General features: G+C 40.3%; 24 protein-coding genes. 9 read left to right on the top strand and 15 right to left on the bottom strand.

What is annotated here, in order from left to right:
* Nucleotides 1-84 precede the first annotated feature (84 nt).
* From lon to SGI74_02125, 3 genes are read right to left on the bottom strand one after another with little or no spacing between them, the layout of a single operon-like run.
* Nucleotides 85-2499, bottom strand: coding sequence for an endopeptidase La (lon, locus tag SGI74_02135; GenBank protein ID MDZ4676283.1), 2415 nt, complete (start codon nucleotides 2497-2499; stop codon nucleotides 85-87).
* A 49-nt stretch (nucleotides 2500-2548) separates the two neighbouring features.
* Nucleotides 2549-3841, bottom strand: a complete 1293-nt coding sequence (gene clpX / locus SGI74_02130; protein MDZ4676282.1) for an ATP-dependent Clp protease ATP-binding subunit ClpX — start codon at nucleotides 3839-3841, stop codon at nucleotides 2549-2551.
* Between the two features lie 10 nt (nucleotides 3842-3851).
* Nucleotides 3852-4466, bottom strand: coding sequence for an ATP-dependent Clp protease proteolytic subunit (locus SGI74_02125; protein ID MDZ4676281.1), 615 nt, complete (start codon nucleotides 4464-4466; stop codon nucleotides 3852-3854).
* Between the two features lie 267 nt (nucleotides 4467-4733).
* Here SGI74_02125 and SGI74_02120 point away from each other — a divergent pair, with 267 nt between their 5' ends.
* Nucleotides 4734-6263, top strand: a complete 1530-nt coding sequence (locus SGI74_02120) for a leucyl aminopeptidase (GenBank protein ID MDZ4676280.1) — start codon at nucleotides 4734-4736, stop codon at nucleotides 6261-6263.
* A 34-nt stretch (nucleotides 6264-6297) separates the two neighbouring features.
* Here the strand turns inward: SGI74_02120 and SGI74_02115 are convergent, their stop codons facing one another.
* From SGI74_02115 to SGI74_02085, 7 genes are all read right to left on the bottom strand, one after another.
* Entirely contained in the window at nucleotides 6298-7866 is a 1569-nt protein-coding gene (locus SGI74_02115; protein MDZ4676279.1) for a Ppx/GppA phosphatase family protein, read from the bottom strand.
* Between the two features lie 70 nt (nucleotides 7867-7936).
* Entirely contained in the window at nucleotides 7937-8566 is a 630-nt protein-coding gene (locus SGI74_02110) for a hypothetical protein (protein ID MDZ4676278.1), read from the bottom strand.
* A gap of 199 nt (nucleotides 8567-8765) precedes the next feature.
* Nucleotides 8766-10016: a glutamate--cysteine ligase gene (gene gshA / locus SGI74_02105; protein ID MDZ4676277.1), complete on the bottom strand. Its 1251-nt coding sequence runs from the start codon at nucleotides 10014-10016 to the stop codon at nucleotides 8766-8768.
* Nucleotides 9997-10743 carry an EI24 domain-containing protein gene (locus tag SGI74_02100; protein ID MDZ4676276.1) on the bottom strand — a complete coding sequence of 249 codons (747 nt, stop codon included), beginning with the start codon at nucleotides 10741-10743 and terminating at the stop codon, nucleotides 9997-9999. The genes gshA and SGI74_02100 overlap by 20 nt, the downstream gene beginning before the upstream one ends.
* Nucleotides 10740-11813: an outer membrane protein assembly factor BamD gene (bamD, locus tag SGI74_02095; GenBank protein ID MDZ4676275.1), complete on the bottom strand. Its 1074-nt coding sequence runs from the start codon at nucleotides 11811-11813 to the stop codon at nucleotides 10740-10742. The genes SGI74_02100 and bamD overlap by 4 nt, the downstream gene beginning before the upstream one ends.
* Entirely contained in the window at nucleotides 11810-12922 is a 1113-nt protein-coding gene (locus SGI74_02090) for an ArsA-related P-loop ATPase (GenBank protein ID MDZ4676274.1), read from the bottom strand. Before SGI74_02090 ends, bamD begins: the two co-directional genes overlap by 4 nt.
* Nucleotides 12901-13809 (bottom strand): ArsA family ATPase, encoded by a 909-nt coding sequence (locus SGI74_02085; GenBank protein MDZ4676273.1) that lies wholly within the window; start codon nucleotides 13807-13809, stop codon nucleotides 12901-12903. Before SGI74_02085 ends, SGI74_02090 begins: the two co-directional genes overlap by 22 nt.
* A 111-nt stretch (nucleotides 13810-13920) precedes the next feature.
* Here SGI74_02085 and tig point away from each other — a divergent pair, with 111 nt between their 5' ends.
* Complete coding sequence (gene tig, locus SGI74_02080; GenBank protein ID MDZ4676272.1) at nucleotides 13921-15240, top strand: trigger factor; 1320 nt, start codon at nucleotides 13921-13923, stop codon at nucleotides 15238-15240.
* Nucleotides 15241-15259: 19 nt separating this feature from the next.
* On the opposite strand, the gene SGI74_02075 is transcribed toward tig, so the two are convergent.
* Genes SGI74_02075 through SGI74_02055 form a run of 5 tightly spaced genes read right to left on the bottom strand, consistent with a single transcriptional unit; the run spans nucleotide 15260 to nucleotide 19980 of the window.
* A complete protein-coding gene (locus tag SGI74_02075; GenBank protein MDZ4676271.1) occupies nucleotides 15260-16840 on the bottom strand; it encodes a S41 family peptidase in 1581 nt (526 codons plus the stop codon).
* 43 nt (nucleotides 16841-16883) lie between these two features.
* Complete coding sequence (locus SGI74_02070) at nucleotides 16884-18011, bottom strand: peptidoglycan DD-metalloendopeptidase family protein (protein ID MDZ4676270.1); 1128 nt, start codon at nucleotides 18009-18011, stop codon at nucleotides 16884-16886.
* A gap of 14 nt (nucleotides 18012-18025) precedes the next feature.
* Nucleotides 18026-18949, bottom strand: coding sequence for a permease-like cell division protein FtsX (locus SGI74_02065; GenBank protein MDZ4676269.1), 924 nt, complete (start codon nucleotides 18947-18949; stop codon nucleotides 18026-18028).
* Entirely contained in the window at nucleotides 18949-19665 is a 717-nt protein-coding gene (gene ftsE, locus SGI74_02060) for a cell division ATP-binding protein FtsE (GenBank protein ID MDZ4676268.1), read from the bottom strand. The genes SGI74_02065 and ftsE overlap by 1 nt, the downstream gene beginning before the upstream one ends.
* A gap of 36 nt (nucleotides 19666-19701) precedes the next feature.
* A complete protein-coding gene (locus tag SGI74_02055) occupies nucleotides 19702-19980 on the bottom strand; it encodes a hypothetical protein (protein MDZ4676267.1) in 279 nt (92 codons plus the stop codon).
* Nucleotides 19981-20120: 140 nt separating this feature from the next.
* Here SGI74_02055 and SGI74_02050 point away from each other — a divergent pair, with 140 nt between their 5' ends.
* The 7 genes from SGI74_02050 to SGI74_02020 are packed head-to-tail and all read left to right on the top strand — an operon-like array spanning nucleotide 20121 to nucleotide 26169.
* Nucleotides 20121-22076, top strand: a complete 1956-nt coding sequence (locus SGI74_02050; GenBank protein ID MDZ4676266.1) for a hypothetical protein — start codon at nucleotides 20121-20123, stop codon at nucleotides 22074-22076.
* A complete protein-coding gene (locus SGI74_02045) occupies nucleotides 22073-22753 on the top strand; it encodes a hypothetical protein (protein ID MDZ4676265.1) in 681 nt (226 codons plus the stop codon). Before SGI74_02050 ends, SGI74_02045 begins: the two co-directional genes overlap by 4 nt.
* Nucleotides 22754-22796: 43 nt before the next feature.
* Nucleotides 22797-23375, top strand: coding sequence for a hypothetical protein (locus SGI74_02040; protein MDZ4676264.1), 579 nt, complete (start codon nucleotides 22797-22799; stop codon nucleotides 23373-23375).
* Nucleotides 23372-24175, top strand: a complete 804-nt coding sequence (locus SGI74_02035; protein ID MDZ4676263.1) for a glycerophosphodiester phosphodiesterase — start codon at nucleotides 23372-23374, stop codon at nucleotides 24173-24175. The genes SGI74_02040 and SGI74_02035 overlap by 4 nt, the downstream gene beginning before the upstream one ends.
* A gap of 40 nt (nucleotides 24176-24215) precedes the next feature.
* Nucleotides 24216-24956, top strand: a complete 741-nt coding sequence (gene tolQ, locus SGI74_02030; protein MDZ4676262.1) for a protein TolQ — start codon at nucleotides 24216-24218, stop codon at nucleotides 24954-24956.
* Between the two features lie 2 nt (nucleotides 24957-24958).
* Nucleotides 24959-25381, top strand: coding sequence for a protein TolR (tolR, locus tag SGI74_02025; GenBank protein MDZ4676261.1), 423 nt, complete (start codon nucleotides 24959-24961; stop codon nucleotides 25379-25381).
* Complete coding sequence (locus tag SGI74_02020) at nucleotides 25378-26169, top strand: TonB family protein (GenBank protein MDZ4676260.1); 792 nt, start codon at nucleotides 25378-25380, stop codon at nucleotides 26167-26169. Before tolR ends, SGI74_02020 begins: the two co-directional genes overlap by 4 nt.

The following is a 26169-nucleotide window of genomic DNA, read 5'->3' as shown; positions in this document are numbered from 1 at the left end:
TATGAAATGAGCTGTCTAATAACTAGGCAATAAAAAAGGCCCTCTTGCGAGGGCCGTTTATAAAAATTACATATTTAAATACACTTAGTGTGCGTGTGTTGTTTGACCTGAATAATTAGCTTTAATACCCTCAGCATCGCTATGGGTGCGTGTTTTAAAGATTTCCTCAGGCTTTCTAATATCAAGAGCATTCACAATTACTTGATCAACGTGATCAACAAGAATGATCTTCATCTGTTGAATGACCTTTTTAGGAATATCTTTTAGGTCTTTCTCATTTTCTTTAGGACAGATGATTGTTTTGATGCCTCCTCTATGAGCAGCTAAAATTTTCTCTTTCAAGCCACCAATGGGAAGTACACGTCCACGTAATGTGATCTCACCAGTCATTGCCACTGTCTTTTTCACAGGAATTTTTGTGAGAGCAGAGACAATGGATGTTGCCATCGTGATACCCGCTGAAGGACCATCTTTAGGAATTGCTCCTTCAGGAACGTGAATGTGAATATCAATGTTTTGTACAAATTCTTTATCAAGACCAAAAAGCACTGCACGACTTCGAATATAACTCATCGCCGCTGAAGCTGATTCTTTCATGACATCGCCGAGTTGCCCCGTGACCATGAACTTTCCTTTACCTGGAACAACGCTTACCTCAACAACCAAGAGATCGCCGCCAACTTCTGTCCAAGCCATTCCGTTTGTAAGACCGATTTCGTTTTTATCTTCGATTTTACCAAACTTGTACTTCGCAGATCCCAAGAGATCTTTGAGATTCTTAGCATTGACTACGAAGCCTTTTTTCTTGGTAACCAAAAGCTTGCGAGCTACTTTACGACAGATATTTGAAAGCTCACGCTCCAAACTTCTAACACCCGCTTCTTTTGTATAACCACGGATGGTCGCTTTAATTGCACTGTCATTAATTGTAACTTTAAAAGGTTTCAAACCATTTGCTTCGATAACCTTCGGAACCAAATATCTTTTTGCAATTTGAAACTTCTCTTCTTCTGTATACCCTTCAAGACCGATGATCTCCATACGATCAAGGAGTGGTCTTGGGATAGAATGAAGTGAGTTCGCCGTTGTGATAAAAGTCACCTTACTTAAGTCATAATCAACTTCAAGGTAGTGATCGCCGAAATTAATATTTTGCTCGGGATCTAAAACCTCTAGTAAAGCACTTGAGGGATCGCCTCTAAAATCGGTACTCATCTTATCGATTTCATCGAGCAAGAAAACAGGGTTTCCTGTATCTGCTTTTTTCATGGCTTGAATAATCTTGCCAGGCATTGCACCGATGTATGTACGTCGATGTCCACGAACCTCAGCTTCATCACGCACTCCACCAAGGCTGATGCGTACGAAGTTACGATTCATAGATTTAGAAATAGATTTTGCCAATGAAGTCTTACCAACCCCGGGAGGGCCAACGAGACACAAGATTGGACCCTTTTGAGATTCAACCAAACTTTGAACAGCGAGGTACTCAAGAATTCGCTCTTTAACTTTTTCAAGACCGTAGTGATCTGATTCTAAAATTTTCTCTGCTGCCACGATATCTGTTTTATCTTTAGAATATTTTTGCCATGGCAAACACAAAACCCAGTCGATGTAATTTCTAACAACTGTTGCTTCTGCAGACATGGGCGACATCATCTTGAGTTTTTTGATTTCTTTTTTTACTTTCTCAGATGCTTCTTTGCTCAAAGGCTTATTCTTGAAAGCTTTTTCAAGTTCAATAATCTCTTGTTGGAAATCATCTTTCTCGCCAAGTTCTTTCTGAATGGCTTGCATTTGCTCGTTGAGATAATATTCTTTTTGAGATTTCTCCATTTGCTTTTTAACACGGGAGCGAATCTTTTTCTCAACTTGCAAAATTTCAATCTCACCACTCATGAGACTTAAAAGTTCTTCAAGACGTTTACCTGGATCACTAATCTCAAGAGCTTTTTGTTTGTCTTCAAGTTTGAGATTAAGTTGGGCAACAATAGTGTCTGCCAAACGCCCCGGGCTATCAATACTCGCAACTGACATGAGCATTTCAGGTGGAATACGTTTATTGAGTTTTACATATGTTTCAAAAGTTGCTTTTACTGATCTGATCAAAGCTTCTGATTCAATTTTGTTATCAACTTTTTCTGGCATTTCGTCACATTCAACGACGAAAAAATTATCATTTGAAACGAATTGTTTTATTTTTAAACGACGTTTTCCCTCGATCAAAACTTTTACGGTTCCGTCAGGCAAACGAAGAAGCTGGATGATGCTGCCTAATGTACCCACCTGATAAATGTCAGCGGGTTCAGGATTATTTGTTTTTGCCTCTTTTTGTGCGGCCAAGACGATGTCGGTTTTTTTGCTCATAGCATCTTCAAGAGCATTGATGCTCTTTTCACGACCTACAAACAACGGCATCATCATGTGTGGGAACACTATCACGTCACGTAAGGGCAATAGTGGAAGTGTGAGTGTTTCTTTTTTGGATCCCTGGCTCATCTTGCCTCCTTGTAGGTTTATTGGGTGGAAGCCGAACCGGTGATGCGCTTTAAGCCGATTCCGCCTCTGTTTTCGCCTCTTCAGATGCCTTGATCTCTTCTTCCGTGCGATAGATCAATTGTGGCAACTTTTTGTTAGCGATTACTTCCTTATCAATAATACATTCTTTTACATGCGCTTTAGAAGGAATTTCGTACATGATATCGAGCATTGATTGTTCTAAAATTGCTCGCAATCCCCGCGCTCCAGTTTTGCGCTTGATGGCTTGATTTGCCACTTCTTTTAGCGCCTCTTCAGTAAACTGCAAACTTACCTGTTCGTATTCAAATAAACGCATGTATTGTTTGGTAAGAGCATTTTTTGGTTTAACAAGAATCTCAATGAGAGCTTCTTCTGTGAGTTCCTCAAGGACTGCAACGATTGGCAGACGGCCAATAAATTCAGGTATTAAACCAAACTTAATGAGATCGTCGGGCTGCAAGTGCTCGAGAACTTTAGAGTAACTCTTTTCTTGTGCTGTTTTAATATCAGCTCCTATACCTAGACTCTTATTCTCAACGCGGCCTTCCACGATTTTTTCAAGGCCGCCGAATGCACCGCCGCAAATAAATAAAATATTAGTGGTATCGACCTGGATAAATTCTTGTTGAGGATGCTTACGCCCACCTTTTGGTGGGAGATTCGCAACCGTACCCTCGATGATTTTTAATAATGCCTGTTGAACACCTTCGCCGCTAACATCACGGGTAATTGAAGGATTTTCAGATTTTCTCGATATTTTATCAATTTCATCAATATAAATGACGCCGCGTTGTGCACGCTCAACATCATAATCTGCGGCCTGAAGTAAATTGAGAACTACGTTTTCAACGTCTTCTCCAACATAACCCGCTTCTGTGAGGCAAGTGGCATCGGCCATTGCAAAAGGAACGTTTAAAATTTTAGCAATTGTTTGCGCGAGTAATGTTTTTCCAGAACCTGTTGGCCCAATAAGTAAAATATTACTTTTTTGAAGCTCAACATCGTTTTTGGTTTTATGAGCAAGTGCGTTGATACGCTTGTAATGATTATGAACTGCAACGGCCAAAGATTTTTTAGCTCGCTCTTGTCCTATAACGTAATCATCAAGAAAAGATTTGATATCCACGGGCTTTGGAACTTTATGAGAACCGCTGCGAACTTCTTCACGCTCTTTTTCTTCAATGATAATGTCATTACAAAGATCAATACATTCATCACAAATGTAAACGCTCGGACCAGCAATTAGCTTCTTTACTTCTTTTTGGGTCTTTCCGCAGAAGCTGCAAACTAAAGAGCCGTATACATCACTTTTCTTGGTCATTTGACTCCCCTTATTTGCCTGGTATTCCCAAATTGGCTTTACGTTGCTCAACAATTTGATCTGCAATGCCGTATTTTACAGCTGTATCAGCAGACATAAAATTATCGCGGTCCATATCTTTCATGAGTTGTTCATGAGTCTGACCGGTATGCTTCTCATATATCTTGGTAAGTCTGTGCTTCATGTCAATGAGTTCGCGGGCATGAATTTCAATATCACTCGCTGAACCACCCAAACCGCCCTGAATTAGGGGTTGATGAATCATAATGCGCGCGTGAGGCAAAACATAGCGTTTGCCTTTTGCACCAGCTGTTAAGAGAAGTGATCCCATACTAGCCGCAAGTCCAGTGCAGTAGGTTCTAACATCGCATTTTACAAATTGCATAATGTCGTAAATACCTAGACCAGCGGTGACACTTCCACCTGGTGAATTGATATATAGATGAATATCTTTTTCGGGGCTTTCCATCTCGAGAAACAAAAGTTGAGCGATGATTACGTTAGCAACATCGTCACTGATGGGCATTCCTAAAAAAATAATTCTGTCTTTTAAAAGACGAGAATAAATATCGTAACTGCGTTCACCTCTAGCTGTTTGTTCGACGACGATTGGTATTAAACCCATGAACCCCTCCGCTCCACACATAAATTGTAGCATTCAACTTAAGCGTGGCAATATAAAATCGAAACATGTTTAGTCCAGTTTGTTAAATGATTTGAAATAGTTACAAAGTTTTGACGTGCCTTAAAATTTATTAAATTTCTTTGACTCCTTACATTTCCTATTTATAATCACGACGTTGCTGACTAGGCACACTGCGACACACATTTTTCGCGTCGTTATTTGCCCATTCTTTTAAAAGACATTTTTTTGACATAGAGGAGTTTTTTCATGAAACTAATTTCAGTTGCTGGTCCACTACGTTTTGCCACTGCACAAACTCTAGTTTTGTTTGCCGCACAAGATGACAAAAAACTTCTACTTGATACAAAAGGTGTTGATGTTGATCGTGCCGAAGAACTTATTTTGCGCGCATATAAAGATGGTCGCTTCAAAGGCTCAACAAAGGAAACTGTTTATTTTCGTTCGTGCGACGCAGATGGTTTTGAAAATCTCTTAGTTGTCGGCTTAGGAAAAAAGGGGAAGATCAACGAAGAAAGTTTGCGCATTGCTACTGCAGTTGCTGTTAAAACTTTGGTACGTGAAAAAACAAAAACTGCAACAGTTGCACTTCATACTGCACGTCGTTTTACAAAAACTGCGGAAGCCGCTGGTTCAGCAATGGCTGAAGGTGCGGTTTTAGGTTTATATAAATACACAGAACTTAAATCTCGCAAAAAAGATGATGAAGGAAAAGAAAAAGAAACTGAGTTCACAGAATTAAATTTTTCATTAGCTGATAAAGCAGCAATTAAAAAATTTCAAACAGGCCTTACACAAGGAACCATCTTAGCTGAAGCCACAAACTTCGCACGGGACCTAGGGAATGCTCCTGGAAATTATTTAACTCCGATAGTACTTGCACAAAGAACACAGGCCGCATGCAAGGGATTACCCATTAAATATAAAGCCTATGATAAAAAACAAATTGAAGCCTTACATATGGGTTGTTTATTAGGTGTGAATCGCGGAAGTGCAGAAGAACCTCGTTTTATCGTTATGGAATACAATGGCGGTAAAAAATCAGAGAAGCCATTTGTACTCGTCGGAAAAGGTCTTACTTTTGACACTGGCGGTATCAGCATTAAGCCTTCAGCTGGTATGGAAGAAATGAAATTTGATATGTGTGGTGGTGCCGCTGTGATTTCAGCAACCATCGCAGCAGCAAGATTAAAATTAAAAGTAAATATCGTTTGTATCGTGCCGAGCACAGAAAATATGCCTGGCGATGCTGCAATTAAACCTGGTGATGTGCTTGTTGCAATGAATGGAAAAACAGTTGAAGTGAATAACACTGATGCTGAAGGTCGACTGATTTTGGCCGATGCTCTCGCATATGCCTGCAAGAACTATAAACCTGCAGCCATTGTTGATGCAGCCACACTCACAGGTGCTTGCGTTGTAGCATTGGGCAATGTGTTTAGTGGTGTGTTTTGTAAAGATGAAAAATTTCTCGCAAAAATTCATAAAGCTGCAGACTTAAGCGGTGAGCGTGTTTGGCAATTACCTCTCGTTGATGATTATGTCGACGATATGAAAGGTACTTATGGCGATCTTTCAAACATGGGTAATGCAAAAGGTGGCGGTTCAAGCCAAGGTGCTGCGTTTTTAAGTCAATTTGTCGAAGACGGAATCGTCTGGGCACATTTTGATATTGCAGGAACAGCGTGGAATGTTGGCGGACGAGCAGCATACAACCCTGACAAAGGTGCGTCGGGTGCGGTGGTGAGATTGTTCACGCATTTAGCTTCGCTTAAATAAAAACAAAAGCTAATCGCTCAAATTAGTTTCTCAATTAAATCTTAGCTTTTTCTTGTGTGCTGAAGCGCACTTCTTTGGGCATGCTCAAAGGTGAAACTGTAACGATAACCTTGAAATGATCTTCAAAAAGTTTTGCTTTGTCTTTTATCACAACCTGATTAAGGCGCGAACCTTCTTTAAGGTCGACGCTGATATGCACTTTGCCAGGCCCCCATTGACATTTGAGCCAGCGCACACCTTGATCATGGGGGGCATCTAGTGCATCTGCGAGACGCAAAATTGAAGCTAAACCAAAGAGACTTTGCTTATCAGGAGCATCAAGTTTATCAAAATCTTCATGCCCCACTCTTGGCGGACTCTTTCGATGATAGCGAGCGAGATTAGCGACAAGGAGTCTTTCTTTATCACTAAAAAAAGGCATCACTGTATTTTGCAAAATATAAAGACTGTGTTTATGACTACTGTTCACTGCGATATAGCGGCCAATGTCATGCAAAATAGATGCAGCCATTAATATCGGCTTTAAGTTTGAAGAAAGGCCATGCACGGGGGCTAGCTCATCAAAAAGTAAGCGCGCCATGTTCCATACTTGATGACAATGACTGCGGTTAGATTGATATCGCCTACCGATGGTATTAAAAAACTCTAAGCGTTCTTGCTCGGCAGTTTCACGAACAACGCCTAGATTTTTCTTTGGATGTTCTAAGAGATCTAAAAGTAATCCCTCGCGAAGGCCCCTGTTACTTACTTTGAGTTGTTCGATTCCAAAATAATCAAAGACATGTTTTAACACCCGCGTACCCGCAGTTAAAATTTCAGCGCGCTTGTTATCAATACCGGGTAATGCAGTAATGCGTTTTTTAGACATTTTTGAAATTTGTATGTTCAAGCGATCAAGTTGTTTTTTTCTAATCACATGATCATCGTCAGTGAATTCAGATTTACTGATCACGCGAGCAAGGGCTCGAATTGTGCCCGCACTTCCATAAACCTGCTTTATCGTCGGAGGTTCACGCCAATTATCACGTATGAGTTTTTTAATATGCATGTCTAATTTTTTAAGCTGTGTCTTTTTTGGCTTAGGGCTGGGCAAAAACATTTCTGTCATTCTCACCGCACCCAAGGGAAGACTTACAAATTTTAGAATTTTCTTTTTATGAACTAAAGAGACTTCACAGCTTCCCCCACCGATATCTATAAAAATTGTGGGTTTCGGCGGTAGTGAAATTTCACTAGCAACACCTTTTACAATAAGCCTTGCTTCTTCTTCAGCTGGAAGAGTTTCAAGGGCGATTCCTGTTTTCTCACGAACTTCACGAATAAAATCAGGGCCATTTTTTGCGTCTCTTAATGCGCTGGTTCCGGTTGCCCTCACCACATCAACTTTGTAGGCTTCTAAAAATTTCGCGTACGTTTGAAATACTTTAAGTGTTCGCAATTGAACATGACGAGGAATTTTCTTTTTGCCGTCAGTAAAAGTTCCCTCGCCCAAGCGAACGATTACTCGATGACGTAAAAGCACACGCATGTGCCCGTCAGGGTCATGTCTGACGATGAGTATTTTGATACTATTTGTACCTAAATCAATGGCCGCTGCGTTCATTGTCGTTAAATGTAGGTAATTTTGTTGGATGGTTCAACAAGAACCTCAATGCTTTTTGAAAAAAGATGCACTACCAATTCATCGATATGGCTTGATTAAAATTCTCAACGTTAAGAATACGGCTGGTGTATTGCGTGTGGGTCAATTTGATACTGGTTAAAAACCAATGACTTGGCCAGGCACCTGGAGCATTTTGCAATTTTATCGATAGGGGTTCTTTAGAATCATAAAATTTCAGTTCAGTTTCCACTGGTTTGGCAGAGCGAATCTTACTTACAGGAATTCGTATAGGAACCAATGCGTTTATATTGCTAGCTACTTCACATTTAGATTCAATAATTAACTTTGGCTTTGATCCATCAACAGCGACCCCTTCGGCTTCAAAAACCAAAGTCACCTTATCGTAAACTCCGCAGGCAAAGTCTTTTTCATTATTGCCGGTAGGAAGCACGAAGTTTCCTACCGTAATAAGTGTTTCAGATTTATCATCGCTAAAGGCAATCTCAACACTGTTTCCGAGGCGCTCTTTAGCTGCTGTGATGAGGCTCTCGCCCTCGAGATAACTGTAATCAAATACTTTTTGAATCGAAGCCGGATTTCTCGAACTTGAAACCTTACCCGCCCATTTGCCACTAAATAAGTAGTAGGCTAACAGAAACATCAAAACAGCAATTGAGTATTTAAGCTCTCGTGATTTCACATATTAATGATCGGCAGACTGGGCTTGGTTATTGAGGGGTTTGCACTACATTTGCACACAACAGTTCGTAACCTTGGCAGGCGCCTTAACTCTTCCCGGAGAGAGCTTCCCCTCCTTTGGCACTGTCTAAAAAGTTGACAGTTCATAAGCTTACAACACCTTACAAATCTCCCCATGCCGCAAACCTTACGCGGGCAAATTATTCGTACCGAGCACCCACATCTTGACCCTCACGGCCAATTGCTAGTGCGTTTAGCCTTGCGATCCAGCCGTAGACGTTTTCAAGCTTTGATCCCTCAACGTCCACCATAAGATCTGACATACAAAGTCTTTTGAAAACTGCTCCCGGGCTATTTAGGTTTTCCATTGGGCCTTTTTGTTTGTGCGATCGTAAAAAACCACCTGCTAATTGATTGCCCACCATATAAATTGCGGGCTCAGCAGTGTCACCATCAGCTGAGACTTGTGTTGGAATACCCTCTTGCAAAATTACTTCATGAACAGTTTGGCCGCCTTTTGAGTAGCCCATTTTTTTACGTTCTTTTTGCGAAAGGCTGATGAGCTCCTCACCAGATCTTACTGATAAAATTCCCATGCCATATGTGCCGCGATTATTTTTTATAAAAATCGCGGGCTCACTGCATTTATGTTCGCTGGCTTTGCAATTTGCATTTAATCGATCAATAAATATTTGAGTTTTTTGAGCGAGACGATCAAGGCTTGATGGATCCGTAAAATCAACTTCGGCAAGTTCTGTTTCAACGGTGAAAGTCCATGGATTGACATCAATGATTTTTGAAAATTCAGTGGCCAACTCATTATAATATGTAAAATGACTGCTCTTTTTGCGACGAAACCATCCAAGCTCATGAGAAGGATTCATTGGAACTTTAAGCCCCGCATACCACTCTGCATGGGGATCACTAAAATCATTATTGCTTACAATAAGATCTGGTGTAAAACTTTTTGCACCTGCGACACCATCACCCGATACTTTTACTGAATCACCGTCTCGTGTGGCTGAAAAAACATGAACGACCACACCCTTGGGTGTAGTGATATCAAAACTGCCTGTGAAAACTTTTGGCACAGCGATCTTACATGTACTGCCCGCCTCAACTAAAAACTGGCTTAAAACATTTACATTTTCCCAATAATATTTATTAGACGTATGTTCTTCTGCTAAAAGCAAGATTTGCAAATTAGATGTTTTATAATGGCTTGTTAAATAATCTTTTATTAGCTTAACGGCATTTTCTTGATCAACATCGCAGATATTATTGAAACCTGCCGGAAAAATATTTGCGTCGACTGAGGCAAGTTTTACTCCTGCATCGCGAATATCTACAGAGCTATAGATCGGGAAATCCAAACCTTTACTTTTTTCTATAAACCATTGATCGACCTGCTCGCGTCTTTCGACGAGTCGTTTATGAATAAGATCTTTCAATGGAGGGGCTCCTTTTTTTTATTTGCGCTACAAATCGTGCCCCCGAAACTACACTTCCAGGCAGCATCAACATATTGAGCACTGGAATAGCAGTCGTCAACCCTATGGCAAAAGTAAACCCTATGATTTCAAGCTTATTACCCCGCATAAAGTGCATACGCTCTTGAAATGACATATGAAAGTGATCAAACGAATAATCGAGAATATCAAATGTGATCAGTGAAACGCCAATCAAACCGGCAACCAGACCAAGCCCGGGAATAAGTGTCGCAAAAAGTAAAATGCAGCCTGCGATTAATAAGAAGAGAAGTTTTTTAAACATCGCTGTGAAGTTTTTTACACTTCCTGAAAGCCAACCTTTGATGCCTTCATTTTTTGAGTCTAAAACGCCATGGAGCGTGAGAGTTTTTTCTGCCAATTTGTCGTTAAATGGAAATGCAATGAAATTGGAAACTACTGCCACGACAAACAAAGTTAAAATAAAAAACGTCAAAGCTGTCAAGATGAGCACAATATAATAAAGTACATATTGGTACCAAAGCTCAGGCTTTTGCACCACATAAGCCACAGCTTCTGGAATTTTTGTAATTGCAAAACTAAAACCCGCAGCAAATAAAATAATATTTATGATCATCGGAAATAACGACAAACCCAAGAGCGAACGTGTATTCATCCAAAATTTTAAACCAGAAAAATAATTTGTGAACCCGCGACTGAGACTAATCATTGTCCGATTGGCTTTATGCTGCGCTTAAGCCCTTCGCGCTTATGAGCTTCATACGTTTTTTGATCTTGTACATCGCGAGCTTGAATTGTCGCATCAACTTGTTTTTGAACTAAAGCTACTGTTTTAAATATTTCAGTTACTTGAGGCAACTCGGGTTCTAATTGCGTTGATGGCAAACGCTCAACCTTTATTTTATCAAGAACGCGATCGAGTGCCTCAGACATACTTTTTTGTTTTTGCTGCTGAATCTTTAGCGCCTGAAGTTTATCTGAACCATCAGGAACAGGAAAATTCGCGATGAAGTTCCACGCATCGTTATAACCCGTGGTTAATTCTGCGGCTGCTTTTTTTGACCATTCATTGCCACCAAGCTCTGATGCGCGTAAAAGCCAAGATTGCGAACGCTCTATTGTACCAACATAGTTTTTAAAATCTTCGTCGGTAAAATCAGATCTCAAAGGAGCAAGTTTTCCCATGCTGTAAAGAGTTTTAGGAAGCCAAACCAGCGTGTCTTCTGTCAAGCGAACACGCCGTAGTTTTTTTAAACCTAATTCCGCACGCGAGTAATAAACTTTAGCTTCAGCTAAATTTCCCATACGAGCATAAGCCGCCGCTAAACGAGCGGGCAACTCGACATTTCCCGTGTTTCGATTGAGAAACTCAGAATGAGTATCAAGTTCTAGAAGTGTTAATACCATTTTTGTATCATCACCTATATATTCATAACAAATCGATAACCGATACAAGGCATCTGCTTCATCACGGGTATGAACACCTTGGTAAAATTCGATTACTTTTTTATATTTCTCAGCAGCTTCGGCATGCTTTGTCTGCCCCTCATAGGCCAAACCTAAATTATAATAAGCACCCGATAGCCAACGTGTTGAAGGAAAATCATTGAGCAACTGATTAAATTTATTTGTAGCGGTTGAATAATCTTTTTTAACAAGCGCTTTTAAACCCTGTTCATAAAGCGCTTTCTCTTTAGGAGCCGCGGGTTCATCTCGCATCGTTTTAACGGCACAAGCACTTAAAAGTATTGCCACTAAGAGCAGTAAAATATTTCTCATCGCCAAGCCTCTTCAAGATGCGCATTATCAAAACGCTTTGCTAAAGTTTTTAAACTTTCAATATCATGAACATCTTGGTCGATATCTGGAAGGCGACTAAAAATTACGTTTTGGCGATGTTCGCCAGCAAAATTCTTAAACGCCTCTTGTTGACTGAGATAAAATTCATGAAGTTTTTCGTAGTACTCTCGAAGTTTCAAATACTGTGGCGTATTGATCATCTCTTTTTTCGCATCGTCATGCACGATTTCATGTCGGCCCCAAAGTGGGAACGCTCGATTGACGACAATGGCAGACAAAAGATAGCCGCCTTTTTTAAGACTGCGTTCAAAAAAACGTGCTTCTTCAATTTTTACAGCATTAAACCCAGTTACCAAAACAAAACCAGTAGTACCCGAAGTCAGAAGCCTGTGAACTTCAGCAGTGCGGTCGCGAAGAAGTTTTTGCCAATCACGAATGCTCGCAAAAAATTCTGTAAGGTTTAACAAAAACTCAGTACCAGCTATATTTTCAAAAACCTTAAAGGCAGCTTTTGTACCACGGTTCATGAGGCCCAGACTCATCTTATCAAGTGTTGTAAAAGGCATTAAAAACCACTTAATAATTGAATCTTGAAAAAGTGTGTGAATCTTCACAGGCGCATTTAAAAAATCAATGGCGTGTTTTGTTGGTGGAGTGTCGAGAATAACAAGATCGTATTTTCCGGAACTCACTACTTGCAAAAGTTTTTCAAGGGCCGTGTATTCTTGTGAGCCATTAAGTGCTGTGGATAACTGCTTGTATATCGTATTTTTTAAAACACGTTCTGAAACCTCAGGGTTCGGAGCCAACTTTATAATGAAATCGTCAAATATTTTTTTAACATCAAGCTGACTTCCATACAGCTCACCTTTAAATTGCCCCGGGGCAACTTGAACTTCTTCGTTAAGATTTTTTAAGCCCAAAGAAGTTGCAAGACGTCTTGCCGGATCAATCGTTAGGACCATTACTTTCAAACCAAGTTCTGCTCCACGCACACCCAATGCAGCAGACAAAGTTGTCTTGCCAACTCCACCTGAGCCACAACAAATCAAAACTTTCTTTGATTTTAAGAGTTCGTCAAAATCCACGGCTTCTCCAAATGGGTTGCAAAATGTGCAATGCAATCTTGACTGCTTAAAGAATCTAGAATCAATGGAACTCCATAATATTCAGTCGAGAGTTTTGCTAAACGTGCGAGTTGTTGATCTTGATTTTTTTCTTTGAACTGAATGTATTCCAAAAACTCATGCATGTTTTGATCTTTAACTGATTTCGTAAGCTCCACTTGCTCACTACGCGTAAGGGGGGGAGCAATAAGTTTATTACAAATCACTGAAATCTGCGCATTCTGCTCTGTTTTAAGCATTGAATAAAACTCTTCAGCTTCAGTGATTGGCATTTCTTCTGGAAGTGTTACCAAAACATAATGTGTCTGCTCTGGATTTTTTAAAACTTGTGCTATGTCACGCGCTTGATCATGTAAGGGGCCGCTTTTAAATATCGCACTTAACCCCTCGGGCGCACGAAACAAAGCCATCGCATGCCCAGTACTATAACAGTCAACAACATAGAGGTCATAATCATCAGGTAAAATTCCTCGAATATCGCTTGTAAGTTTGCCCAGAATTGAAAGCTCAGCCAATGCAGGTGACGCGTTTAAAAATGCTTTCATCACTTTGTTTTGGAAAAAAATATCATAGAGCTTTGGAACTTTGAGAAAATGAAGAACATATTCCCGCAGGCAATCTTGGGGCGTATAAAGGGCAATGTGTACGTCGGGAATTACTTCACTGGGTTCATAACTGATGCCGCGAGTTTCGAAAAAAGACTCGTAAAAACTCTGACTTCCTAGTTCTACGAGACAAACACGACGGCCTTTTCGGGCTTCAGCCCAAGCAATCGAGGCAGCACAGACGCTCTTACCCACGCCGCCCTTACCTGTAACAAAAACAATTTTTTGCGATGAAAGGTCCATATATTCCTAATGAGAGAGAGTACCCAATGCCTTGAGGGTGCTACAAGCTAATTCCTTGATTTTATCGGCGGTTTAGCCTATTTTCTGTCCTTTAAATTTTGAGGAGTATTCATGAAATCTGAAGTACAAAAGTTGTCTGGCCTTTCCCGTCGTTTAAGTGTCGAAGTTCCTTTAGAAGTCGTCACAAAAGCATTTGAAAAACAATACCAAGAGGTGCAGCGCGCTGCTTCTTTTAAAGGCTTTCGACCGGGCAAAGCCCCCATGTCATTAGTTAAAGCTGAGTACAGATCAAAAGTCGAAAACGATGTTGTTTCTCAAATAATTCAAGACCATTACGGAAAAGCTTTAGATCAACATGAATTAGATCCTGTAAATCGTCCAGAAATTGAATTTCAAGGTTTTAAAGAAGGCGAGCCACTTAAATTTTCAGCCACCTTTGAAGTGCGCCCCGATGTTGTATTAAAACAATATACAGGCCTTGATGTTGAAAAAGAAAAACTAGAAATCAAACCTGAAGTTGTTGAGCAAATTATTGAAGATATTCGTAAGAGTAAAGCCAGTATGGTTCCATTAATCGAATTGCGCGCAGCTCAATTAGGTGATGTGGCGATTATTGATTTTCATGGCAAACTCGACGGACGCGACTTGCCAGGCGGTTCAGGCCAAGAACACATGCTGGAGTTAGGTGCAAATCAATTTATTCCAGGATTCGAAGAAGGTGTTATTGGAATGACCTCTGGCCAAAATAAAACTTTGAACCTTAAATTCCCTGAAGATTATCATGCAAAAGAAATTGCCGGCAAAAATGTGGAATTTTTAGTTACTTTAAAAGAAATCAAAAAGAAGGTTTTGCCCGTACTTGACGAAGAGTTCGCAAAAACAATTGGTCATGATTCTATTGCACAGTTACGCGAAGAAATTAAAAAAGACGTTGAGTCACGAGAAGAAAAGCGAGTTAAAGACGATCTTAAAAACAGACTCTTGCATGCTCTGGTTGAAAAAAATAATTTTGAAGTTCCAAAATCTATGGTGGCTCAGCAAAAAGCAGTGCTTATCGACGATATCCGTAACCGCATGGAAAATCAGGGCATGTCTGCAGAGCAATTCAATGAGTACAAAGAAAAATGGGACGCTGATTTTGATAAATCTGCAGAGTTCGTCATTCGCTCAAGTCTTTTAATCAGCACCATCGCACGTCAAGAAAATCTCATGTCTTCAGCTGAAGAATACGAAGCTAAGCTTACCGAATACACCAAGCAAAGCGGCATTGAGATAGAAAAGATTCGTGCATTTTACTCAAAACCTGAGAATAGCTCTCGCTTGCGCTTTCAAATGACTGAAGAAAAAGTCATGGTGTTTTTGACTGAAAAAGCCAAGATCAAAGAAGTTCCCAAAGAGAAGCTTAAAAAAATAGATAACGAGCAACAATAAATTATTACTGTTTTTGCTGCTATTTCTTCAAAGGCGAAGCTGCCGGCGCTGGTGCGGCTGGCACTGTTGGCTTTTCAGGTAACTTTGCCGCTGGTTTGTCTTTTTTCTTCTTCGCAGGTTTATCAACTGGAGTTGTTACTGCGGGAGAAGATGCAGCTGGAGTTGTTACCGCTGGTGTTGCTGACTTCGCAGGAGCTGTAGTTCCTGCGATTCCCATATCTTTAAACACAGTCCAAGCCTTTAAGTAATTCAATGCCTGAAAAACTTGAAAATCTTTTTTGGTCAAACGCTCAACCGGTGAAAGCTTTGAATCATCTTCTTCATCTTTTTTGGCGTCTTTATCTTTTTTCTTCCAAAACATAAAAGTATCTTCGCTTTTTTTCTCATCTTTTTTCTCATCTTTTTTGGGCGACTCATTGTCACCCACGAGATGGCCTTCGATATCAGATTCACGCATGAATTTTTTATGGATAATTGCTTTTTCGTAAGCAGCGGAATCAACAGGGTCAACATGGATATCAGGTTCAATACCGAGAGCTTGAATACTTCGCCCCTTGGGAGTGTAGTAGCGAGCTACCGTAAGCTTAAGGCCAGCGCCATCGCCAAGTTCTACGACGGATTGAACACTTCCTTTTCCGAAACTGCGTGTACCCATGATTGCAGCACGTTTGTGATCTTGTAGTGCACCCGCCACAATTTCAGAGGCAGAAGCTGAGTATTCATTGATTAAAACAATTGCAGGAAAATCAATGCGCGCTCCATCTTTTTTGGCATAAACAACATCTTTATCTTTTTTATTACGCCCAATGGTACTTACAATAATACCATCGTTAAGAAATTGATTACTCACACGAATTGCCTGATCTAAAAGACCCCCAGCATTATTGCGCAAGTCTAAAATTAAGCCTCTCAATTTACCGTGCTTTTTTTCATGATTGTTGTTTACATTTTCAAGATCTTCGCCTGTGCGCTCTATAAAACTTGTGATGCGAACATAACCAAAACCATCACCCATGTCTGTGTATTTAATAGATTTAACTTTGATGATTTCTCGTTCCATCGTGAATTTTTTAGGTTTATCAAAACCCTCACGCCAAACTGTAATGGTAACAGGACTTCCTTTTTTACCACGCATTTTATTAACTGCTTCTGCGAGGCTGATGCCTTTAGTACTTTTGCCATCGATCTCTACGATTTTATCTCCCGCTTTAACTCCAACTTTCCACGCAGGTGTGTCCTCAATGGGGCTCATAACGGTGAGGACATCATCTTGAACGCTGATTTCTATTCCCAGACCACCAAACTCACCGGTGGTTTCGACTTTAAATTCTTTAAAAATGTCAGGTGGTAAAAAATTTGTATGTGGGTCAAGGCTTGCAAGCATTCCTTTGATTCCACCGTAAATTAATTTTTTGGTATCTACCTCTTCTACATAATGTTGTTCAACAAGATTTAAAACTTTTGTAAAGAGTTGCAAATCTCCGTAGCGATCTTTTGTAATTGCGAGAGCAGATTTTGTAAGCGCGCCAAATGTTGCACCCAAAATGATCAACGTCATAACAAATAAAAGGGTTGTGAGTAATTTATTAGGTGATTTCATTTGTGACTCCCCCGAAGGTGCTGCACTCGTTTGTATTCATTAATTATAGACGTCTTGGATTACGCAAATCAAGCCAAGGTAATGGATCTAGACTCTCACTGAAATGACGAATCTCCATATAGAGGCCTGGGCCCCTGAGACTACCTGTGTCACCAGCAAGAGCGATGACTTCACCAGTGGCTACAGAATCACCCGATCTTTTATCTAAGCGTGAGTTGTGAGCATAAAGCGAATAGTAGTGATCACCGTGGTCGATAATAATGGTTTCACCATAGCCGTTAATCCATCCGGAAAATGCGACTTTACCCCAAAAAGTAGCAGAAACTTTATCTCCCACTTGAGCTGCAAAGAATAAACCTTTATGAAAGATTTTTGTGTCAAATCTTGAATTGATCATAATGCCATACTTCTGAACAATTTCTCTAATGACTGGTGGTTTTAGATTACCCTTTTGTTCAAAAATACTAGCACGCGCAATTTCTCTAAAAGCATTGTGATGAACACCGATTTTAGTTAACTGCGCTTCAAGCTTTTGCCCAGCTTCGCGCCACTCTTTAATCGCCAGCAGATGACTTTCACGATCTTTTTCGATTTGCGATAATAAAAATAATTGTTGATCTTTATGTGAGGAAATTTTTTGTTTTTCTTGATTAAGTTGGGTTTGAAATTGAGCAAACACCTTTACCTGTGATCGAAGTTTATTTTGCTCTTTTGATAATTGCTCTAGAGTTGCTCTATAATTTTGAATAAGACGTGCATCTCTCTGAGTAACAATTTTCAAGAACTTTAAATTACGCGCAAACTCGCCACTAGTTTGACTCGAAAGTAATACTTCAGTGTAACCCTTGAAACCCATTTTATACAGCGCTCGAAGTCTCTCGCGCAGCAATTTTTTTTGTGTACTTTTAGTACCGTCAATTCGAACGATTGTTTTTGCATAACTCTCAATTGTTTTTTGAGAATTCTTCATTTGCGTTTCAATATTATTAATATCACCGCTTAGTTTAGTAATGTTTTTATTAATTTCATAGAGCGCGCCCAATATGCCGCGCTTTTTTACTTCCGAATCAACTAGAAGTTTTTTCTCCTTTGATAAATTATCTTTGAGTGTTTGAAACGTCGGGAGCACCTCGGCTTGCGCCGAAAATACCAGCAATGATGCTAAAACCAACGCATACACCTTCATCAAATTTTTCTTTCGCGAGCAGCAGCCCAACCCGTGTTTAAACGTGAAACACAAATGTAACTTCCAAATGCCCCCAAAAGAGTACCGAGCAAAACAGAAGACGCCGCTGTATTCCAAGATAAAAATGTAAGTGAGCTAATAACCGTCGACATGCCCAAGATATGCTCAAGATTGTGGTAAACAAAATTGTAAGTGAGTCCTAACAAAATAAGTGCACCGAAAGCTGCCACAAAACCCTGAAAAGCGCCTTCAATTAAAAAAGGGCGACGAATGGTTTGTGACGTCGCGCCAACTAATTCGAGAATTTCAATTTCTTCGCGTCGTGATGAAAGTGAGGCGCGAATGGCATTACTCACCGTGAAAAGACAACCAATAAGAATTACTATTGTGCAAGCCAAAGCCACCATTTTAAAAATGCGAAATAATATCGCGTAATTTTTAATCCATTCTTGGCCATAGCTGATGTCTTCGACCCCTGGGAGACGACCAAACTGTTGAGCCAACTCATCAACGCGATCAGGTGATTTGTGGTTTTTACTCAACCGCACCATATAACTTGCCGGAAACGGATTATCTTTATCGTTTTCAAGTGATTTTAAAAAATTAGGCCCGTAAGAACTAAGGCTTTTTTCAAAAGAGCTTTTCGCTTTTACTTTATCGACATAGAGAAGTTTATCGATTCCATTTTCACTGGAAATAGTTTTCTCAAGATTAGCAATTTGATCTTGAGTAATATCATCGGAGAGATAAATGGTAATTTGGATTTCATCTCCCCAAACAGCGAGTATGCGCCCAAGATTAGTAGTAAATAAGATGGCCCCATACACGAGCGCAAAACTTAGCGTAAGAACTGCCGTTGTCGCAGCGTTTGTCCAAAAATGTGATTTCCAACTGCGCCAAATTGTTGCACTGAATTCTGACATCACAACTCCCTCATTGTCATGGATAAGGGATAATCATCTACCAGCGCACTGGCTGCCTTGTGTGTCTCTGAGAAGTGGCCTTTTTCTAAACGCACAACTCTTCGATTACCCCTCGTAATAAAACTTTGATTATGTGTAGCGATAAATACCGTCGTACCTTGTGCATTTATTTTTGCAAAGAGTTCCATAATTTCATCAGAAAGATTTTGGTCTAAATTTCCCGTAGGCTCATCAGCAATAAGAAGACCGGGTTTACCTACAAGGGCACGCGCAATAGCCACACGCTGTTGTTCTCCGCCAGAGAGTTGTTCGGGCCAATAGATGGCCTTGTAGCGAAGCCCTACTTGATCAAGCATATCATGCACTCGTGCTGCAACTTCTGAGCGCTTCATGTTGAGAATTTCTAGCGGCAAAGCGACGTTCTCATAAACCGTTCTATTTTTAAGCAACTTGAAGTCTTGAAACACAACGCCAATTTTTCGTCTGACATATGGAATTTGCGACGCGGTTACCGATGAAAGATCTTGCCCAGCGACAATGATTTTTCCTGAGGTGGGTTGATCGTAACAAGTAATGAGTTTAAAGAGGGTTGTTTTGCCGGCTCCACTTGGACCCGTCAAATAGATGAATTCACCTCTGTCAATTTTAAGTGAGACATTACTCAGAGCATGAATAGAATTTCCATAAATTTTATAAACATGTGTTAACTCAATCACTGTGTCGATACCCTCCATGGTACATGCACATACTTATTATTTTAGACTTGCGTTGATCAGAGTACCAGAAACCAGTTGGTCTAGAATTTGTTGATGTTGCTCTCTCATACCTAGACGAACCGCTTGACGGCCCACTGCAAAGTTTGTCGCTGCGATTTTTTCATATGTGGTCTTAAGACTTAAGACCACAGTGCCTGAGTGATAAACACGGGTGACTACAAATGGGTTTTCTTCTCCCCAGTCTTCAGTCTGGACATGATACTTTGTTCCAGCGCAGACAATATCGCTATTAAAACCCGGTTCGATGTGCGGCATAGTTATAAATGGTCTACGAAGTCGAACACGAAGTCAAGAAACCGATACAACCTAACCCCTTAATTTCAATCATAACTTTAGCCTATCTCGGAGCATAATAGGCCTCAAGTAAACTAGACTTAAGCCGATAAGTATTATGAATGAAATCAGGCGGCAGACTCCTTAAAATTTGGCTACTTTTGGCTCTATGTTTCACTATCACCAATTACATTGGCATTGGGTGTTCACCCACCAACTTTCAAACACCTCGGAGTCCAGCTGCTTTAAGTAATATTGAATCAGAACCACCCTATTGTGATCTTGAGCATGATCACACCGGTGGTTTGGTTGTCACTGGCACAGCAAAATTTCAATCGCGAGCTTTTTTCGCATCAATGCCCTTTGTTGATATCAATGCATGTGGACTCGGATCAGACGCGATCACACATCCAAATTATCCAGCATCCGAGCGCACGATTCAATATGCAGAGATTCAGGTCTTAGATGAAAGTGGTAATATTGTTCAATGTGGAGAAACCGATGGCACTGGAGCATTTAAAAGTCTAAGCGGAAATTTAGGACTCACTGTTCCGCGCAACCGCAGTCTCACATTTAAAATAAACTCACGAGCACGAAATAAACATGTTCAGGTAAGTGTGCTCGATACACCTACCAAAAATTCACCCTACTCTCTCACAGTAACAGTTAATACAGGCCCAGGCGTTGAGCCACGACCCGCGGGAAATATCATTGCACCAGCTAGCTCCGCTGATCTTCGCGGAGGTGCTTTTAATATTTACAATAATATTTTACGAGCAAATCAATCTCTCCGATTTCATACTTGTGGGGATATTCAAAAGCCCTACACAAATTTAAACTGCTTTGCATTTAGTGCAACAGGTGATGACGTCGCTCCTCGCTCAATAGTCTATTGGGCAAAAGGCGTTAATCCTTATGTCTATTTTGGTGGTGACCCTGAAAGTGGAATCAGTTTTTATATTCCTGGTACTGATAAAATATATATTCTTGGTGGAATCAACGGCGACGTTGATTCTTCTGATACAGACCATTTTGATGATGCAGTCATTTCTCACGAATACGGTCATTTTCTTGAAGATAAATTTGCAAAAACAAACTCCCCCGGTGGAAGTCATGACGGCAATCGTGTTCTAGATGCTCGACTTGTATGGAGTGAGGGGTGGGCTAATTTTTTATCATCTGCCGTTCGTGTTGATAAATTCTACAGAGATACATTTGGCAATATCAGTGTAACGGCTCGTTGTAGTTTCAACTATGATATTGATTTAAATAAACAAGGTAATTCTTCATACGATATTCCGCAAAGTGTTAACGAAGGAAACTTTCGTGAGTTTGCGATTGCCCGCGCGCTTTGGGACTCCATTGACGTAGTAGATGCTCCCACGGGTGTTGTGCCCTTAACTGGCTACGCCGGTTCAAACGGCGCTGCGCTGAAAGATGATAATACCAGCGATAATAATAAAAATAGTCTTGGCGTATTTTGGAATGCCTTTAAAGATTTAAACGATTCTTCACTTCACTTTAGAAGCATGGGATTGTTTCTTACAGCACCTCGAGTGCCGGCGAATGTTTCTACTGAAAGTTCTTTTACCTTTCAAAAAATGTCCAATACCAATGGAGACTATGGAAAACTTTTAACCACAACAGCCGTAGTGAAGTGCCCCGCAATTCAGATCACACCCAAAGATCCAAAAACAAATGTAATATTTAATGGAGCTTTAATTTGCACAGCAGGAAGCCATCATTCATGGTGTAGCGATCAATTTCACAGCAATGACTTCTACACCGTCAATCATGATGGCACCATTTCAACCATTGAAATTAAACGCACCTCAGGTAATGCAGAGCTAGATCTCTACTTGTATAAAGAAAATTATACTTTTGAACGCGTCTCATCTGATGCACTCGTAATGAATGATAATTTGATGAGCGCGGGCGGAAATCCGAAAAGCAAAACTATTAGTTTAAGCGGATTACACCCCGGAATTTATATGCTCAACATCAGCGCCTTTGAAAACAATCAACCTGCAACGTCTGAATACCAACTATATGTAAATGGAGCACTCATATGCCCATGAAAAATAAATTACTCCATTCATTAATCTTGATTGCAACTTTATCTATCACTGCTTCGACTTATTACCCACAGGGCCTTAAGCAAAAAAGATTAGCCAGTGCGCTTTCACCAGAGACAGCTTTTAAGACCATGAGAAAATCATATCCGTCGAGCGCATCAATGAGCATTGAAAGTGACATGACACCCCCGGCATTACCTCAAAAGCCTTTTTCTCTGACTGCTGTCATCAACGCAAATACAACTATTTCAGGAGTGCTCAAATGGAAATTACCAGAAGGTGTTAGACTTTTGAGTGGGAATATAAATGAAACTGTTTCGCTCAATGCAGGGGAATCAAAAAACCTAACCATATTAATTGAAGTATCAAATATTAATAATCATCAAATTTTCTCATTTTTTGATTACAGCATTGGGCCCAAACAAAACTTATCAGCCTCAGCACAATTTGTGACTAACCCACAAGCGCTTGACCCGATTCACTCCACACCCTTGGCGGGCGAAGTGCTTTTTGCAAAACCAGAAACACAAGAAAGTCTTAAAGAAATTAAAGAACAAGAAGTTGAAGACAAAAATGATAATGACGTTAATGCAAAAAAATCTAATTCAACAAATGCTAAGAATGCTGACATTGATAAAAAAACTCAAGAATCAATAGAACGTCCACGCATAATTCAATAATCACTTATTGCAAAATTCTAAGATTTCTAGCTAGTGTCAACTCATGGACAATGAAACAGCCACAGCCCTTACTGATGTCATTTTAAGCTTTGGAACAATCGCCCTTGGTCTCACCGTGGGCCCTCGAAAATTCAAACATTTATGGATGGCCTTTTTTATTATGCTCAGCATAGCGGCACTCTTAGGAGCCATCTATCACGGCACTGTGCAATTTCACACTCCCAGTTTTTGGATTTTAGTTAGCATAAGTTCTGTGACCAGTGCATTTTTACTATTAGCAGCATGTATTTCAGTAACAAAACCAAATCTACCTTGGCTAAATATTTTTTGGCCTGTATTAGGATTCATTGGGATTTTAATTGGCGGCCTTGTGGCTCCACTTCCTTTTATTTATATTTCAATCGTCAGTGGATTTTGCCTGATAACTGCAGCACTCACATTAACAAAAGCACCCGCCTCAAAAGCCAGAAGTTGGATTTATACAGGTATGGCCGTCACCATCTTTGGTTTAGTCATCAGAGAAGTTACGAACTTCGATGGACTCCTTAGTCGCAACGCACTTTTTCATCTGATTCAACTAGCAGGTAATTTTTTATTTTGGAAAGGTGCTCGCAAAACATGATTAATAACTCCCGCTATCTGGCTGGGGCCTTTCACGTCATAGCGCATCGAGGCGGAGCACTTGAAGCACCAGAAAACACCATGGCCGCCTTTGATCATGCTGCAAAAATTTATAATGAAATGATTTTTGAAATCGATGTGCATCGCACCCGCGATGGTGAAGTCGTTGTGATTCATGACGACACACTTGATCGCACCACAAATGGACATGGAAATGTTCATGATCTTAATTTAGTTGAAATTAAAAAATTTGATGCTGGATATCACTTCATTAATGACGGTGGACATCCATTTCGAAATAAAAATGTTCGTGTACCTACACTTATCGAAGTTTTAAAAACACATCCTCAATCACGCATGAGCATAGAAATAAAACGTGCTAATCCGCATTTTGAAGATTTGGTGGTAAAAATTGTTGAAGATGCCGGGGCAACTGATCGCGTCTGTCTTGCCGGAGAGCATCATAATATTTTATCTAAAGCCAGATCAGCTAGCCCTCGTATGTGCTCAGGGTTTTCTTCTCGAGAAATACTACAAACCTTGATTTTTAATCGCACAGGGCTCACTTTTCTACTTCCGCAAGAAGGTGATGTTTACCAAATTCCCATTGAGCACAAAGGTATTCAGGTGTTTTCTCAAAAACTGATCAACGTAGCTCATAAAAACAAAAAAGCAGTTCATGTATGGACCATTAATAATCAATCCATAATGGCGCAGCTCATCAAAGAAGGTGCGGACGGAATCATAACTGACGCGCCAAGTCTTCTCCTGAAGGTTGCTCGCGAGCTCAAAAAGATTTAGCCTTTCTACATCACTTCAACAACTCTAAGGGGTTTAATAAATGGGAAGCACAGCTGTTGCCGCTACAACAAAATCTGCAATTAAAGTCGGAATGAAAATGGATGCCTGGGATTTAATTTGGAATGCAGGTATCACTGTAAAATTTGTTTTACTCATACTTGTTGTTTTTTCGATTGTCAGTTGGGCAATCATTTTAACAAAACGTGTACAGCTCACAAAAATGAATTTTGCAGATAGCGGTTTTTTAGATTTTTTTTGGAAATCATCAAGCCTCGATGTGATTTTTAATGAACTTCAAAAATATCAAACAAGCCCGCTTGCCAATGTTTTTAAAGCTGGTTATTTAGAATTACAAAAAATTGCCGACAGTAAACCCAACGATAAAGCGCCCGGGCAAGGGTCATTCGCACTCAGTGGCCTCGATAACGTTTCACGTGCATTAAGAAAAGCAAGTGACAACGAAATCGCACGCATGGAGGGTCGCACTGGTTTCTTGGCAACCATCGGTAGTACATCTCCATTTATCGGTCTCTTTGGAACCGTATGGGGTATTATGGGTTCATTTCAAAGTATCGGTAATACTGGAGCTGCTTCACTTGCGGTAGTTGCACCTGGAATTTCTGAAGCCCTTATTGCCACAGCGATTGGTCTCGCCGCTGCAATACCAGCGGTCATGGGCTACAATTATTTCGTGGGAAAATTTCGCAAACAAGATCTTGAGATTAGTAATTTCACAGCTGATTTTTTAAATATCGTTAAACGCAATTTCTTTAAGGATTAATCATGGGAATGTCATCAGGCAGTGATATTAAAAGTAGAACCACCATGAGTGAAATTAACGTCACACCACTTGTTGACGTCATGCTTGTTTTATTAATTATCTTCATGATCACAGCACCAATGCTTCAACAGGGCATCGATGTACAACTTCCTGAGACTGCAAACACAGGTCTCACAGTGAGAGAAGAACCCTTTGTGATCACCGTTCGCAGAGGTGATAAAATATTTATAGAAGCACAAGAGTTCAAGCTTGATGCCTTAAAACCAAAACTTACTGCAATTTTTGAAAACAGAGAAGACAAGCAAGTTTACATTCAAGCAGACAAAGATGTCTCTTACGGATTTGTCGCCGCAACCATGGGTGAAATAAAAGCAGCAGGAATCAACGGCATCGGACTTGTCACTTTGCCAAAGAATGTGAAATGAGTTTTAAATTTCTCGATTTAACAACTGAAATACCAGAATCACAGATGTTCAAGAAGATGATCATCTTCAGTTTATTTTTACATCTTACATTAGTTTTTGTATTCGGAGTTAAAGCTTATATTTTTCCGTCTGAAGCACTTAATCTTGATACTGCAATCAAAGTAGATATGGTTGATTTGCCCGACAAAATACAAAACCTTCCGGCTCCGCCGCCACCTCAAGCTGAGGTCACAACAAAACCAATTGAAGCAGCAAAACCTCAAGAAGCGAGTCCACCAAAACCTGAAGCGGTTGTTTTAAAGCCGAAAAAAACAAAAGAAAAAGCCTTAGATAAAATAAAAAAACTCGCCAAAGAAGAGCAAAAGCGAAATCGGCTTGCAGAGATTGAAAAAGAAGTTAAACAACAAGAGGCACAAGAGCGTGCTCTACGGCAATCTCAAGCGCGAAACTCACTTATTAAAGGCAATGTGATCAGCCCCGGCTCATCATTGCATGGTTTAGCCAAAGCTGACTTTAATGAATATCTTGGAAACATTTACTCTCACGTTGAGCCTCAGTGGAACTTGCCCGAGTGGCTTCGCAATGATAATCTCAAAGCGGTTGTTACAGTTTATATCGACAATAATGGTACCGTGATCAAACGATTCTTAAAAAAATCTTCAGGAGATCAACGTTTTGACAATTACGCGCTCAAAGCTATTGATGATTCATCTCCATTCCCAAAACCACCGCCCAAGTTCGTCGACCTTGTACGGGTCGATGGCATTGAAGTGGGCTTTCCAGAATAA

The sequence above is a fragment of the Oligoflexia bacterium genome, assembly GCA_034439615.1.
GTDB lineage: Bacteria > Bdellovibrionota > Bdellovibrionia > JABDDW01 > JABDDW01 > JAWXAT01.
This window is presented reverse-complemented; position numbering and strand designations above follow the sequence as displayed.